13 protein-coding genes and 1 pseudogene are annotated in these 15,219 nt (G+C 63.1%); 9 read left to right on the top strand and 5 right to left on the bottom strand.

Annotation, left to right across the window (positions count from 1 at the left end; all coding sequences use genetic code 11):
• Positions 1-59: 59 nt before the first annotated feature.
• Both NLY44_RS03815 and NLY44_RS03810 read right to left on the bottom strand, forming a co-directional pair.
• On the bottom strand, positions 60-443 hold the full coding sequence (locus tag NLY44_RS03815; RefSeq protein WP_023705798.1) for an ACT domain-containing protein: 384 nt from the start codon (positions 441-443) through the stop codon (positions 60-62).
• A 13-nt stretch (positions 444-456) separates the two neighbouring features.
• Entirely contained in the window at positions 457-927 is a 471-nt protein-coding gene (locus tag NLY44_RS03810) for a GNAT family N-acetyltransferase (RefSeq protein WP_023805079.1), read from the bottom strand.
• Positions 928-1,665: 738 nt separating this feature from the next.
• On the opposite strand from NLY44_RS03810, the gene NLY44_RS03805 reads away from it, so the two are divergent.
• The 3 genes from NLY44_RS03805 to NLY44_RS03795 all read left to right on the top strand — a co-directional run bounded on the left by NLY44_RS03805 (position 1,666) and on the right by NLY44_RS03795 (position 5,674).
• On the top strand, positions 1,666-3,873 hold the full coding sequence (locus NLY44_RS03805; protein WP_023805078.1) for a putative Ig domain-containing protein: 2,208 nt from the start codon (positions 1,666-1,668) through the stop codon (positions 3,871-3,873).
• Complete coding sequence (locus NLY44_RS03800; RefSeq protein WP_023805077.1) at positions 3,870-4,391, top strand: autotransporter outer membrane beta-barrel domain-containing protein; 522 nt, start codon at positions 3,870-3,872, stop codon at positions 4,389-4,391. Before NLY44_RS03805 ends, NLY44_RS03800 begins: the two co-directional genes overlap by 4 nt.
• Before the next feature lie 248 nt (positions 4,392-4,639).
• Positions 4,640-5,674, top strand: a complete 1,035-nt coding sequence (locus NLY44_RS03795) for a YeiH family protein (protein ID WP_460221790.1) — start codon at positions 4,640-4,642, stop codon at positions 5,672-5,674.
• Here NLY44_RS03795 and msrC read toward each other — a convergent pair.
• On the bottom strand, positions 5,671-6,168 hold the full coding sequence (gene msrC / locus NLY44_RS03790) for a free L-methionine (R)-S-oxide reductase MsrC (RefSeq protein WP_023672545.1): 498 nt from the start codon (positions 6,166-6,168) through the stop codon (positions 5,671-5,673). The two genes, NLY44_RS03795 and msrC, sit on opposite strands and share 4 nt — an antisense overlap.
• 183 nt (positions 6,169-6,351) lie before the next feature.
• Between msrC and NLY44_RS03785 the strand changes: the two genes are divergently transcribed.
• The 6 genes and pseudogenes from NLY44_RS03785 to NLY44_RS03760 all read left to right on the top strand — a co-directional run.
• On the top strand, positions 6,352-7,248 hold the full coding sequence (locus NLY44_RS03785) for a GlxA family transcriptional regulator (protein WP_286457698.1): 897 nt from the start codon (positions 6,352-6,354) through the stop codon (positions 7,246-7,248).
• A 299-nt stretch (positions 7,249-7,547) separates the two neighbouring features.
• Entirely contained in the window at positions 7,548-8,852 is a 1,305-nt protein-coding gene (locus NLY44_RS03780; RefSeq protein ID WP_023805075.1) for a M24 family metallopeptidase, read from the top strand.
• Between the two features lie 382 nt (positions 8,853-9,234).
• Positions 9,235-9,912, top strand: a complete 678-nt coding sequence (locus tag NLY44_RS03775; protein WP_023705793.1) for an isochorismatase family protein — start codon at positions 9,235-9,237, stop codon at positions 9,910-9,912.
• 3 nt (positions 9,913-9,915) lie between these two features.
• Complete coding sequence (locus tag NLY44_RS03770) at positions 9,916-10,902, top strand: alpha/beta hydrolase (RefSeq protein ID WP_031201599.1); 987 nt, start codon at positions 9,916-9,918, stop codon at positions 10,900-10,902.
• Between the two features lie 416 nt (positions 10,903-11,318).
• A complete protein-coding gene (locus tag NLY44_RS03765; protein WP_023805074.1) occupies positions 11,319-12,959 on the top strand; it encodes an ABC transporter substrate-binding protein in 1,641 nt (546 codons plus the stop codon).
• Positions 12,960-13,082: 123 nt separating this feature from the next.
• A pseudogene (locus NLY44_RS03760) lies at positions 13,083-13,316 on the top strand (hypothetical protein); the annotation flags it as partial.
• Between the two features lie 66 nt (positions 13,317-13,382).
• Here NLY44_RS03760 and NLY44_RS03755 read toward each other — a convergent pair.
• On the bottom strand, positions 13,383-14,003 hold the full coding sequence (locus NLY44_RS03755) for a hypothetical protein (RefSeq protein WP_245263767.1): 621 nt from the start codon (positions 14,001-14,003) through the stop codon (positions 13,383-13,385).
• A 318-nt stretch (positions 14,004-14,321) separates the two neighbouring features.
• Positions 14,322-15,104: a hypothetical protein gene (locus NLY44_RS03750; RefSeq protein WP_023805071.1), complete on the bottom strand. Its 783-nt coding sequence runs from the start codon at positions 15,102-15,104 to the stop codon at positions 14,322-14,324.
• Between the last annotated feature and the right edge of the window lie 115 nt (positions 15,105-15,219).

Here is a 15,219-nt window from a genome sequence, read left to right as displayed (position 1 = left end):
GGGGATAACGATGGGGCAAGAGCGATGTCAAACGCAAGGGCGGGCAATTGAGCCTACGGCTACAGAAGCGTGTGCCCCGCCGCGACCAGAAGCCCCCTTGCCGCGGCTTCATCCTTGGCTTTGACGAGCAGATGGTCACCATCGAAGGTGGATACCAGAAAAATGCCGAGTTCGCTTTCCGACAATGGCTTTATCACCGACAGGACGATGCCGGTTTCGTCGAAGGCAAAGGGACCTTGGAGTTTCAGGGCGACCCAGTCCCTGTCATGCTTCACCCCGTCCGGCACCCGATCCTGCAGGCAGACGACCGAAAGCTCGTCCTCTGTCCTGGTGATGCTGACGAAGCCCGGCCCGTCCGCCCAGCCGGGAATGCTGTCTTTTGCTTCGAGGCGCGAAACCGCATACCGCCCCGTGAGCGGCTTCAACCGGACCCTGACTGCCATCCGATCCTCCCTGTTATCGGCCATCACCCAGTTTCTTGCTCATATAGACCGTCATGCCGTTCATGAACGGCTCCTCCCGGTCGATCGTATAGCCATGCCGTTTGTACAACAACACATTGGCCATGAAGGCGCCGTTGGTCAGCAGGCGCAGCTCGAAGCAGCTGGCCTCCAGCGCCTTCTGCTCCGCCCGTTCCAGCAACAGCCGGCCGATGCCCCTGCGCTGCGCCTGTGGCGCGACGCAGACATTCTCGATCCAGAGATGATCGTCGGCCAGGATGGTCTCGATCATGCCGACGATGCGGCCATTTTCGATGGCGAGATCGAACGGATGTTCGGCGACCGCCTTGTCATAGTCGGCGCGCATCGGCAGCGGCTCGCGGCCGATCAGAGGCACCCATTTGGCATAGGCGGCACGCACAATGTCCCGGACGGCGGCCGCGTCTGCCGGCTCAGCCGGCCGAAACAGGATGGAAGAATTGGACATGGCAAAGGCTCCAGACATGAAAACCCCGCCGGCAGACATCGCGGGCGGGGCTGGAACGAACGAACCGGAATTTTATTGGGCCGGTCCTTTTCGTCGCGCAAACAGCTTGCCACACTGCGTGGTGCAGGAACGGCGTCGCTTGGCGATGGCGAACGAGAAAACGAACATGACGCCACGCTGGAGCAGGAAGCGCGGCGCTGTCAAGATTTTGGCGTTGGCCCAGCCTCCGAGTTGACCCGCGCGGCAGAGCGGCCGGCGCCGGCAAGGCCATAAGTGTACTGCCAGGCAACGCCAGTCGTCACCTTGCGCGGTGGTTGCTCGCCCTAAACTGCTGCCGTCGAGTAGGGCTCTCGTACGCGTACAAAAAAACACCAACAGCTAATATTGTTGGACATTCAACCTACCACTGGTTCAAATTTCTATTTGATCTAGTCTTGGCATCATAATATAAGCGGAGAAGCACTGGACGGGCTGACGGGGGGGGCCATGCATCGAGGGCTGGCAAAGCGTACAATCTCACGTTTGTTAGGCGCGATGACGGTCGTCTACGCGCTCGCGGGCACGACGTCAGCGCTCGCGCAGTCTTGTAGTCCCACACAGACAGCTCATGCTTTTAGCTTTACTGGCGGCGACCAGTCCATCTCGGTTCCTGGCAACACCCATTCCGCCACAGTATACCTCAAGGGAGCGCAAGGCGGGGTTGGCAAGAGCGGCGCCGGCACCATCGGGGGGAGCCCATTGAGCCCAGGCGGCGCCGGCGGGCTCGGCGGCCAGGTGAGCGGTTCCTTGACTGTCGCGCCGGGTGACATCCTTTCTGTCGGCGTTGGCGGCCGTGGCTCGCTCGCGGTCAATCCCGGTGGCGCGAGCGGCACTCCCGACGGCGGCAATGGTGGCGGGGCGACCGACCTGCGGCTGGGCGGAACCCGCCTGGCAATTGCTGGCGGCGGTGGCGGCGGTGGCAACGGGGGCTGGCACACTACAAATTCGATAGCTGGTGGCGCCGGTGGCAAGAGCGGGGGATCCGGCTCGGCAGGAACTGATGTTTCGGGCGGCCTTGGCCCCTTCGGCGGTGAAGGTGGCACTGTAGGTGCCGGTGGCGCGATCGGCGCTGGGTGCGATAGTTTTCCTGGCACGGCCGGTCAGGCAAATGGCCAAGGCGGAACTGCACGAAATTTCTCAGGGTCTTTCCTGGGCGCCGGATATGCTGGTGGTGGCGGTGGCGGGGCTACTGTCGGCGGCGGTGGTGGCGGCGCAGGCGTCGGCACGACCTCGTGCCAGCAGAACTGGAACGGCGCCGGCGGCGGCGGCGGCGGCGGATCATCGGATGCCGGCTCGCTGCAATCGGCTGCGGTGGCGGATGGCGTCAATTCCGGCGATGGGTCCGCATTGATCTGTTTTGATGAGCCGCTCTATGTGATCAGTGGCACAGCGAGCGGTCAGACCGGGACGGTGAGTTTGAAATTGACATCAAGCTCGCCGGCAGGGACGCAAACCAGGGACGTGAATGTCGGCGATATCACCTTTGCCTTTGCGGATGGCCTGCTGACCGGCTCCAACTGGAGCGTTGAGGTTACTGCCAAGCCGGCCGACCAGACATGCACGGTCACGACGGCCTCGGGCACGGTGGCGGGAGCCGACGTGACCAATCTTGTCCTGTCCTGCACCACGGTCACGGTGGAGCTGTCGCCGGCAACATTGCCGAATGCGCATATTGGCACGCCGTACAGCCAGACCATCACGGCAAGCAGCCCCAATGGCGGCGCCGCACCCTATACCTTCACCGTGATTTCCGGCTCAGTGCCTCCCGGCCTCGCGCTCTCGCCTGGAGGTACGCTGGCTGGCACACCCACTGTCGCGGCCAATTACGATTTTACGGTGCGGGCCACGGACAGCAACGGCTTTACCGGCCAACGTGACTACACTGTGGTCGTCGAGATCCACTTGCCGTCGGCACAGGACCACACGCTGGACGTGATGGCCGGAACGACCGGGTCCCTCGACCTGACGCAAGGGGCTACGAATGGGCCGTTTACCAGCGCCACGATTGCCTCGCCGCCGCCGAGCGAAGCGGGCACGGCTTCCATTGTGCCCGATGGCGGCGCTTATATCCTGCAGTTTGCCGCGGCAGCCACCTTTGTCGGCACAACCAGCCTGACCTACACGCTCTCGAATGCCGACGGAACGTCACCTCCGGCAACCGTGACCATTAACGTCACGGCACGGCCCGACCCCTCCCGCGATCCGGAAGTGATCGGCCTGATTCGGGCACAGGTGGAGGCGGCAAAGCACTTCGCCGACATTCAGATCCAGGGATTTGGACAGAGGCTGGAACAGCTCCACAATGAGGGCGACCAGCGCCACAATTCGATAGGCCTCAGCGTTGCCGTCCAGCAATCGTCGGACAATCCCGACGCATACGCTCAGCAGCAGAATGCGGCGAACGATCCGGCGCTCGCCGCAATCGCCACGGCATCGTCGCAGTCCACTTACGGAGCGCCCAATCCGGAGCGCATTCAGCCCAACGCCAACGCAAAGCAGGACAGGACTTCGACCGGCGCGTCGCCGATCAAGACCGGACAGTCTTCAACTGGCACGGACGTGGACACCCAGACGTCGTCACTGCCGGCCGAGAACCCATTTGGCGAACTGGCCTTCTGGAGCGGCGGCTACGTCAATTTCGGCACCGATGACGATGGAGCCATCAAGCTCGACCATACGCTGGTCGGCGTGAGCGTCGGTGCCGACTACCGCTTTTCCCCGACCTTCACCGCCGGTCTCGGGTTTGGCTATGGCCATGACGTCACCGACGTCGGGAGCAACGGCACCGAAAGCCGCGCCCATGCCATCTCGGTCGCCGCCTATAGCAGCTACCGCCCGGCGCCAAGTTTTTTGTCGATGGCCTTGCCGGCTATGGCGCCCTCAATTTCGACAGTGAGCGCTATGTGACCGATACCGGCGATTTCGCGTCTGGAACGCGCGACGGAAGCCAGGTCTTCGGGTCGCTGACGGCGGGCTACGAATTTCGCCGGCCGGACTCTCTGATATCACCCTATGGACGTCTGTCGGGGTCCCACTCCACGCTTGACGGCTTCACCGAGACGGGTGGCGACATCTATAATCTGACCTTCGGCAAGCAGACCGTCGACACGCTGTCGGGCACCCTTGGCCTGCGCATCGAGAACAACATTCCTACCAGCTGGGGTCTGCTCACACCGCGCGCGCGCTTTGAGTATACGCACGACTTTGCCGGCTCCAGCCGCGTCAGCCTCGGCTATGCCGATATCGGCACCACGCCCTACGCGCTGGACGCAGATGCCTTTTCCAACGACTATTTGTCAATCGGGCTCGGCGTCGATGCGCAAATCGGCGGTATTGCCTTCGGGCTGAACTACAGCACCGCGGTCGGCAGCAACGGCGACAGCCAGGACCATACGATCGCCGCGCGAATTGGGATGAAATACTAGGGCATGATCCCAAAAAGTGGGGTTAGATCGTGATGGGAATTCATCATGATCTAGGGCGGCTCCAGGTTTCGCCCGGCCGCTCTTTCTCATTCTGACCTCGGCCGCCCTAAACGTTCACAAAAACCGATCATTTCAACAAAAACAATTCGTTGGAAAGATCGATTCTGGAATGACATTCTCCTGAGGTCCTTGCGTGGAGAATTGCATTGTCTTCCGCCGCCCAGCTAGCGAACGATATTCCGATCAGCATGATTTCCGCCGATCTGGCCGTGGGCCGGAAGCGGCTCGGTTCCGTGTGGAATGGCGTCATCCCCGGGATCGTGCTGGTGGCGATGATCACGGGGGTGGCCTTCTCGGCCCATAATGTCTCCGGCTTCGCGCTGTTCAGCCCGATGATCCTCGCCGTCGTCGCCGGCATGATCTATTCCAACGTGCTCGGCACGCCCGCCCACGCCAAGGCCGGCATTGCATTCTCGCAGAAGCGCCTGCTGCGCTTTGCCATCGTGCTGCTCGGCTTTCAGCTGACGCTCGGCCAGGTCGTCTCCATCGGCGCCGGCGGCGTCGGCATCGTGGCGCTGACCCTTGGAGCGACCTTCGTCTTCACCATTACGCTTGGCCGGCTGATCGGCGTCGACGCCAAGCTGGCGCAGCTGATTGCCGCCGGCACCTCGATCTGCGGCGCTTCGGCGATCGTTGCCACCAACATCGTCACCGATGCGCGCGACGAGGACGTCACTTATGCCGTCGCCTCGATCACGCTGTTCGGCACCGTCGCCATGCTCGGCTTTCCGCTGCTGGCGCCGGTGCTCGGCCTCGACCAGCACGCATTCGGCCTGTGGGCCGGCGCCTCGATCCACGAGGTGGCACAGGTCATCGGCGCCGGCTTCCAGAACGGCGCCCAGTCCGGCGAGATCGCCACCGTCGCCAAGCTGACCCGCGTCGCCCTGTTGGCGCCGATGGTGATCGCGCTCGGCCTGATGACGCGCCGCAAGAGCAATGGCGATCGCCCAAGCAGCCAATCCGGTGCGCGGCCGCCGATACCGTGGTTCGTCGCCGCTTTCGTCGCCGTCGTGGCGCTGAACAGCCTGGTTGCCGTGCCGGCCGAAGTGAAGTCGGCCATGGCGTTCGCCACCACCATCATGCTGACCATGGGGCTCGCCGCCATGGGTCTGCAGGCCAACATTTCGCAGCTGCGCTCGCGCGGCCTTCGCCCGCTGGCGCTCGCCTCCTGCGCCTTCCTGTTCATCGGCTGCTTCAGCCTGATGCTGGTGAAGTTCGCTTAGTCCTCGAACGAACTCGCCGCGACATAGATCGCGGCAAGCGCCTCGATGCCGGCCTGGTCGTCCTTGTCGAAGCGGCCGGGCGTCGGGCTGTCGAGGTCGATCAGGCCGAAGACGCCGTCACTGTCCCTCAGCAGCACGACGAGTTCCGAGCGCGAGTCGGCGTCGCAGGCGATGTGGCCGGCAAACTCGTGCACATCCTTGACCAGCATCGACATTTCGAGATCGATCGCGGTGCCGCACACGCCCTTGCCGACGGCGATGCGCACGCAGGCCGGCTTGCCCTGGAACGGTCCGAGCACCAGCTCCTCGTCGGAGGCCAGGAAATAGAAGCCGGCCCAGTTGAGATCGGGCACCATCTGGAAGATCAGCGCCGATGTGTTGGCGGCGTTGGCGACGGAGTCGCTCTCGCCTTCCAGCAGCGCCTTCAACTGGGTGGCCAGTTCGCGGTAGAAGGCTGGCTTGTCGGTGCTGTTGATGGTCTGGGCCGCAAACATGGCGTCGTCTCCATTGCCGGCGGGCCAAAAAGCCCGCTACATTTCCTGTCTGCCACCAATGACGCTCCCGGGAAATACACAATTGTGAATACCGACCGTGCCAGCCAAACACACGACCGGGCGCAACCCGCAGCGAGCGAAGGTCCCCTCACCTTCGCCGTTCTGGTCTTTCCCGGCTTTCCGATGATGGCGTTCAGTCCGGTGATCGAGCCATTGCGCGCCGCCAACGTGCTGGCCAAGCGCGAGTGCTATCGCTGGGTGATCGTCGGCGCCGACCAGGGCACGGTCGAGGCATCCAATGGGGTTGTCATACAACCGGGATTCTCAGCGTTCGGCGCGCCGAAGGTCGATCGCATCGTCGTCTGCTCGGGCGGCAATGCGGACCTGCTTGTCGCCGACGATGCGGTTGCCTGGATGCGCAAGAGCCTGCGCGCCGGCGCTCACATAGGCGCAGTGGCCGACGCCGCCTTCTTCCTCGCCAGGGCCGGCCTGCTCGACGGCCATGCCTGCACCTTGCACTGGACCAGCCAGGCGGCATTCACCGAGGCCTTCCCGGATATCGAGCTCCGGCGCGATCTCTACGTCATCGACCGCAAGCGCTTCACCTCGGCCGGTGGCGTCGGCAGCCTCGACATGATGCTGGAGATCATCACCAACGATTATGGCGGCGAGCTCGCGGCGGGCGTTGCCGAATGGTTCGTGCACAGCCCCTTGCGTTCGAGCGTCGACCGCAAGCTGATGCCGCTCAGGCTGCGCACCGGCGTCCAGAACGAACTGGTGCTGTCGGCCATCGCCATCATGGAGGATGCGGTGGAAGAGCGGCTCGGCATGACGGAGCTGGCGGCAAGGCTCGGTGTCTCCTCCGACAAGCTGGAGCGCAATTTCCGCACTGAGCTCAGCATTTCGCCCAATGGATATTACCGGCGGCTCCGGCTGCGGCGCGCCGCCGACCTGTTGGCCCATTCGACGCTGATGGTGCGAGACGTGGCGCTGGCCTGCGGCTTCGCGTCGATGTCGAGTTTTGCCAGGGCTTTTCGCGAAGAGCATGGCCACGCGCCGAAGGCGATGCGGCGGCATTAGGGACGCTTATCGGCCACGCCGAGTTCCCGCCCACCCCCCTCTGCCCTGCCGGGCATCTCCCCCGCAAGGGGGGAGATTGGGAGCTCGGCGGTTTTCGCAAATCACCAACGCTGGGGTGCTGACGCGGCCAGCGAAGCTGCTAATCTCCCCCTTGCGGGGGAGATGGCCGGCAGGCCAGAGGGGGGTGTGACGGATCGTTGCCGAACGACTTCTACTGCGGCATTTCGCACGACATCTGCGGATTCTCGCACAGACATTCTGCGGTTCGTAGCTATGGTCAGGCCTTCAGGAGGCGCACCATGAGCATCGTCGTTTTCGACCCGGACAGCACCGAGGATGTGGATTTCAAGGACCGCATGCGCCACCCGGTCGCGGCTGACTCCGCTGGCGGCATGTGGCTGTCGGATACCGAGCCGTCCTTCATCGATGCCGACGCCTTGCGCAAGGGCCGGCTGGCCAAGCTGCGCGGCTGGATGCGCGAGGCGGGCTATGGCGGCGTCGTTTTGTTCGACCCCTTCAACCAGCGCTACGCCACTGGCTCGCGCAACATGTTCGGCTATTTCCTGCGCAACTCAACGCGGTATTTCTTCATCCCGACCGACGGGCCGATCGTGCTGTTCGAGTACCCGCAGAGCTACCATGTCTCGATGGTGCTCGACACGATCGACGAGGCGCGGCCGTCCAAGCTGGTATGGTCTTCGGTGTCGGGCCGCGACGACGAAACCGCCGGCCCCTTCGCCGACGAGATCGCCGAGCTTTTGACGAAGCACGGCGGCGGCTCGATGAAGCTCGGGCTCGACCGCTGCAGCCATTTGCAGGCGCTGGCGCTGGAAAAGCGCGGCTGCGACGTCAGGGATTGTCAGGGCGAAATCCTGGCGGTGCGGGCGGTCAAGACGCCCGAGGAAGTCAAATGCCTGCAGGTGTCGATGGCGGGTGCGGAAGCCGCCGTCTACGCCGTGCGCGAGGCGATAAAACCCGGCGTCTCCGAAAATGAGCTGTTCGCCATCATGTATGGCGAGGTGATCCGCCAGGGCGGCGAGTTCATCGAGACGCGGCTCCTCACCTCGGGACAGCGCACCAATCCGTGGTTCAACGAGGCCAGCGGCCGCAAGATCCGGCCGGGCGAGCTTCTGGCGCTCGATACCGATACGATCGGCTGCTATGGCTATTATTCCGATTTTTCGCGCACCTTCCGCTGCGGGCCGGGCAAGCCGACCGGCTATCAGAAATCGCTCTACCGCATGGCGCACGACCAGGTTCAGCACAACATTTCGATCGTCAGGCCGGGCATGGCTTTTCGCGAGATCGCTGAAAAGGCGTGGAAAGTCCCGGACCGTTTCGTCGACCAGCGCTATACCTCGGTGATGCACGGCGTCGGCATGCATGGCGAGACGCCATTCATTGCGCACGCCATGGACTATGAAACCTATGGCCGCGACGGCATTATCGTGCCCGGCATGGTGGTGAGCGTGGAAAGCTATATCGGCGAGAAGGGCGGACGCGAGGGCGTCAAGCTGGAAGACGAGATCCTGATCACCGACACCGGCACCGAGCTTCTGTCGCGCTTTCCCTACGAGGATGAGTTTCTGGAGAAGCAGGTTTGATGGTCGTTTCGCATCCCTTGGCAACCAGCGCGAACGCCAATCCCGTCGTCATCCTAGGGCGAAGCAAGGAGCGCAGCGACGCGGCGCAGACCTTAGGATCCATGCCGGGACTCCTCCGCGCCGCAACAGTGCAAGTTCTGCTCCGCCGCATTCCTTGGCCAATGTCACGGCATGGACTCCAGAGCGCCGCAACGGTGCAGATCCTGCACAGTTGCACTCCACGGTCGACGTCACGGAATGGATCCCAGGGTCTCCGCGACGCCGCTGCGCGGCTGCTTCGCCCTGGGATGACGAAGTTCGGAGGACGCCGACCAATCTCCACCGCTTGCGCTGCCCTTGCGAGAAGAGCGGCGGCGTTGGTCGCGAACCAAGGCCTATCCGCATGAAAAGCCCCATCTCCATCAAACGCGGCACGGTCGCCGCGGCGTTCATCGACCTCCAGGAAGAGCATCGGCAGGACAAGCGCTATCTGGTCGAAGGTTATGGCGAGGTGCTGGCCAACGTCCAACGCCTGCAGGCGGCGGCGCGGCGCAACTTCGTGCCGCTCTACCACTGGGCCTATATCGTCGATGCCGCCAAGGCGCATCCCTTCCATCCGCTCGACGCCGACGGCAAGTCCGCCTTTTCCGACAAGAGCGATCCTCTGACGGAAATCTGCCCGGAAGTGGCGCCCGCGGCCGGCGAGACGATGCTGGTCAAGACGCAGGCCAGCGCCTTCGGCGGCGGGCCTGCCGCAACCGAACTCAAGGCGCGCGGCATCGAATGGCTGATCGTCGCCGGCGTCTGGACCGAGGCCTGCATCGACGCCACCGTGAAGGACGCGGTGGCATCCGGCTTTCGCGTGCTTCTGGTCAAGGATGCCTGCGGCAGCGGCAGTGCCGCCATGCACCAGACCGCCATCCTCAACCTTGCCAACCGGCTCTATGGCGGCGCCGTCACCAACACGATAGACGCGTGCCGGCTGATGGCGGGCGACACCATCGATGCATGGCAGGTCGAAGGCTCGGTACCGCTGCGCTTCACGTTTGAAAACGCCGAACGGCTCTACGGCGAGCTCTGAGAGATGGGCACGGTCCACAAGCTCAAGACCGCCAGGCGGGGGAAATACGCCACCCTGCTCGATCCGGCGCTGTGGGAGTATATCGACCTGGTCAATGACTGGTTCCCGCCAGAAATCGCCGAACTTCCGATCGCCGAGCAAAGGTCGGTCTATGATGCGATGTGCCGCGCCTTCCATCAGGGTTATCCCAAAGGGGTTTCGGCCAGCGGCGGCATCATCGCCGCAGATGCAGGGCACGCCATCCCGATCCGCTACTATCGGATGGCGGGCAAGCCCGTGCGCGCCGTCATCGTCTACTATCATGGCGGCGGCTTTGTGCTTGGCGGGCTCGACAGCCATGACGACATCTGCGCCGAGATCTGCGCCGGCACCGGTTTCGACGTTGTCTCGGCCGACTACCGGTTGGCGCCGGAACATCCCCACCCGGCCGCCTTCGACGACGCGCTGACCGTGTTCGAATGGGCGGCGGTGACAACGGACCTGCCGATCGTGCTCGTCGGCGAAAGCGCCGGCGGCAACCTTGCCGCCGCGGTCGCGCACGCGTCTCGCCGCCACCTGCGCCGGGCGGCCGGCCAGGTGCTGATCTATCCCGGCCTCGGCGGCGACGAGAGTGCCGGCTCGTATGTCGAACATGCCGAGGCACCGTTGCTGACGCTGCGCGACATCGCGTTCTACCGCACCATTCGCGCTGCCCCGGCACAGTCGCCCGACGACCCGACTTTTTCTCCGCTGAAAGACAACGACTTCTCCGGCCTGCCGCCGACTGTCATCATCACTGCCCAGTGCGATCCGCTGTCATCGGACGGCGAGACCTATCGCGACCGCATCGTTGCCGCCGGCGGCCGCGCCTGGTGGTATGAGGAGCCGCGGCTGGTGCACAGTTTTCTGCGCGCCCGCAAAAGTGTTCAGCGCGCCGGCGAGGCGTTCGTGTGCACGCTTGCAGCCATCGCCGCCGTCGCCGTGCTCGGCAAGAACGACTGGCCATATTGAGGCGGCGAAGCGCTGATCTCCCCCTCATGGGGGTTGAGGAGTGGTCCGCGTAGCGGATGGAAAGCCAATTGCTTGGCTTTCCGAACGACGAGAGCCGGCAGGCCAGAGGGGGGCGCGAAGGATCGCGGCCCTTCAATATCCTAAATCAACGCAACGATTATCTGCGATGATACTCCAGTCGGCAGACGGGATGGCGGGACAGCGCCCCCCTCTGTCCTGCCGGACATCTCCCCCACAACAAGGGGGAGATTGGCCATCTACCACTGCGGAGCAGTGCACAAGAATTGCGGAAAAGCGAACATTTCCCGGTGTCGGCCCGCTTTATCATCACCTGCTCAGGCAACGGCGCCTCGGCGATCGCATCCGCCCCCAGCGGAAGCGGACCGTCGGGGCGCCCAACAAAAAAGGGAACGACGATGAAATTCATGCTGACCGACCGTAATTTGCACCCGCAGGCGAAGCCCGTTGCCGACGATTTCAGGAAGGGCGGTGTCAACCGCCGCGAATATCTCGCCATCATGGCCGGCTTCGGCGTCAGCGCGGCCGGAGCACTGGCATTGGGCGGCCTCAGCGCGTCGCCCGCCCGGGCAGAGGAGCCGAAGCGCGGCGGCACCTTGCGCGTCGCCATGAACGTCAAGGGGTTCAAGGATCCGCGCACGTTCGACGGCGTCGAGATGTCCAATGTCGCGCGCCATTGCAACGAATATCTGGTGCGCTGGAACCGCGACTTCACCTTCGAGCCGTGGCTGCTCGAAAGCTGGGAGACCATCGACGACGCCAAGACGCTGACGCTGCATGTGCGCAAGGGCATCGCCTGGTCGAATGGCGATGCCTTCAACGCCGACGATGTCATCCACAATCTCAACCGCTGGTGCGATGCTTCCGTTGCCGGCAATTCGGTCGCCGCGCGCATGGGCGCGCTGGTCAAAGCCGACACCAAGAAGCCGGTCGACGGCGGCATCGAGAAGGTCGACGACTTCACCGTAAAGCTCAATCTGCCGAAGCCCGACATTTCGCTGATCGCCGGCATGGCCGACTACCCCGCGCTGATCATGCACCGCTCCTATGAAGGCGGCGACGATCCGATGAAGGCACTGGCGATCACCACCGGACCCTGCGAGCTGGTCAGCTGGAATGCCGAGACAAGTGCTGAGGTCAAGCGCAAGGACAAGCCCTGGTGGAAGGGCGACTTCTACCTCGACGGCATCAAATGGGTCGATTACGGCTCCGACCCCAACGCCATGCTGTCGGCGTTTGAATCCGGCGAGATCGACACCGACCACGAGACCGCCTCCGACGCCGTGTCGCAGACCGAGCAGATGGGCCTGCAAAATTCCGAGATCGCCACCGGCTCGACCATCGTTGCCCGCTTCAATGTCGGCAACGCACCCTATGACGACGTCAAGGTGCGCCGCGCCGCCCAGCTTGCCGTCGACAATTCCGCCGTTCTAGCGCTCGGCCTCGGCGGGCGCGGCAAGCCTGCCGACAACCACCATGTCGGCCCGATGCATCCTGAGTTTGCCGATATCGGTCCGGCCAAGCGCGACATGGACCAGGCGAAGAAACTGCTCGCCGAGGCCGGCAAGGCCGACCACGAATTCGAGCTGATCTCGGTCGACGTCGAATGGCAAAAGAGCACCGGCGATGCGATTGCCGCGCAAATGCGCGAAGCCGGCCTGAAGATCAAGCGCACCGTGCTGCCGGCCGCCACCTTCTGGAACGACTGGAGCAAATACCCCTTCTCCACAACCGAATGGCTGGGCCGCCCACTCGGCGTCCAGGTGTTGGCGCTGGCCTACAAATCGGGCGCCGCCTGGAACGAAAGCGCCTATGCCGACAAGGAATTCGACACGCTTCTCGACAAGGCGCTGGCAACGCCGGACGCCGCCCAGCGCAAGGAGATCATGGCCAGGATCGAGCAGAATCTGCGCGATGCCGGCATCATCATCCAGCCCTACTGGCGCTCGGTCTACCGCACCTATCGCAAGGGCGTGCAAGGCTGCGAACAGCACCAGTCGCTGGAACAGCATTTTGAGAAGGTGTGGCTGGAGGGGTGATCCTTTCCAGAACGAAAACGGCTGGGGTGGTTCGGGGGACCACGCCGGCCGAATGCCATTTGCCATGCGCAAGAATTTTGGCACAGATTGCGCCTGACCGACTTTCGGCTCAGCGAATCAGGCATGGATCATTTCGACCTCGGCACCTATCGCCGCCCCATTTCCACCACCTCGGCCGAGACGCAACGCTGGTTCGATATCGGGCTGAACTGGTGCTACGGCTTCAACCATGAGGAAGGCATAAAGTGCTTCGAGAAGGCGCTGGATACGGACCCCGATTGCGCCTTCGTGCATTGGGGCATCGCCTATGCCGCCGGGCCTTTTTACAACCTCACCTGGAAGGAACACGGACGAGCGTGCAGGCGAAACACGCTTGCTGTCACTGAGATCCCGCCGCCCGACCATCCGAGTCGGCTTCGCCTTCTACGAGAAAATCTCCGCCAACTCATCCACGCTGGTGCCTTCCTTGACCTGGCGCAGTTCGACATAGGTGACGGCAATGGTCACCGACAGCATCGTCGAAAAGATCGTCGACACCAGAGTGCTGCCGAGCGCTCCGACCAGGACACCGACGCCGGTGATGCCGCCGGTGGTGGCGACCGCCAGTCCGAAAAACAAAGTGAACACCGCCTGGATGAGCATCGCCGCCACGCCAATGATCAGCAGCAGCCAGAATATCGACCAACGGCTGCCCTTGGTCAGGGCACGGCTGCGCGATATCGAGCCGAACACGCCAAGCCGCTCCTGAACCGCAATGGGCACGGAAACCGATACGGAAATCAGCCACATGAAAGCGGGGATAAACGCCAGGGCAAGCCCGATCAGCCACCCGATAGGGGGAATGACCCAGGCGATGAAAACCATCACAAAAACAGCCACCACCAGAGTGACAATGATCAGAATGCCTATGCCCAGCGTGGGCAAGAAGCTGCGCAATGCTATCTGGATGCAGTCGCCGATGACCGGCCGCTTGCCGTTCAAATCCTCGATTGCCGCTCTGACAAGCGCCGCTTGCACCAGCAAGGCCAGAACGAAAATGATCAAGGAAGCGACTATCGATAAGCCCGAGTAGTCTCCCATGGCCGACGTCTCGAAAGCGGCGGCGTTCCCGGCGCTGTCGACGTTCACAGATGTAGCGACCCGGGACAGGTTCCAGAGATTGTACAGCAGTGCGGGCAGTGTCGAGAAAAGTCCGACAACCACAGCAAGGAAACCCAGATTGCGGCCAATGACCGCGAAGCTGTTGCTGAAAACCCTGCCGATGCGAAATTTTTCCGGTCGGTCCTGCGCCAGTGACGTTATGATGCCTCCTCCCCGCACTGCCTTGACCCAGCCGGGTCAAGGCAGTGCAAAGCCGTCTGCTTATGAGAAAATCTCGGCCAGTTCGTCGACGCTTGTGCCTTCCCTGACCTGGCGCAGCTCGACATAGCTGACTGCGGCGGCGACCGACAGCAGCATCGACATCACGCTCTGCACCAGCCCAGCGACGATGGCCGCGGCGATGCCGTGAAACAGGTAGACAACCACGCCGACTGCACCCTGGATGACCATGGCAATGATGATCAGGACCAGGAACAGGCCGAACAGCGACCAACGGCTGCCCTTGGTCAGGGCGCGGCTGCGCGACATGGAACCGAACACGCCGAGCCGCTCCTGGATCAGGACCGGCACCGAGACCGACCAGCCAAGCCACAGGATGATGCCGGGCACAATCAAGGCGATCGCGGCCAGGCCCGCCCCCAGGGCAACGAGGAAACCTATCGCCAGCGTCGGCAGCAAAAAGCGAATGGCAATCTGCAGGCTGTCGCCGAAGGTCGGACGCTTGCCGTTCAAATCCTCGATCGTGGCCCGTACAAGCGACGACTGAAGCAGGAGCGCGAAAATGGAGCTGATGAAAATGGCGACGAACGTGACCCAGGAATTGCGAAGGGCGAAAGTGGGATCGGCCGCGGCGCCAGGATCGGCCTGCAGGAGCGCTTGCATGCGCGAGCCGGTCCACAGCTGGAGCAAGATCGTCGGCAAACCGGAAAACAGCAGTGCCAGTCCGACGCTAAGGCCGACATTGCGGCCGATGACGGAGAAGATGTTGTTGAAGACCCTGCCGATCTGAAATTTCTCAGGCCGTGCAAATGTTGCCGAAGTCATGATGCGCCCCCTGTTCCACCGCCGAATATTGTCCGGCAGCCGCAGTAGTAAATTTGCCAAGATTAACGACTGGCGTCTAGCCCACTTGCAAAAGTTACGCTGCATTGCCAGTGTC

Source organism: Mesorhizobium sp. C089B (genome assembly GCF_030323125.1).
Taxonomy (GTDB): domain Bacteria; phylum Pseudomonadota; class Alphaproteobacteria; order Rhizobiales; family Rhizobiaceae; genus Mesorhizobium.
Note: the sequence above shows the minus strand (reverse complement) of the source record. Positions and strands in the feature narration are given on the sequence as shown.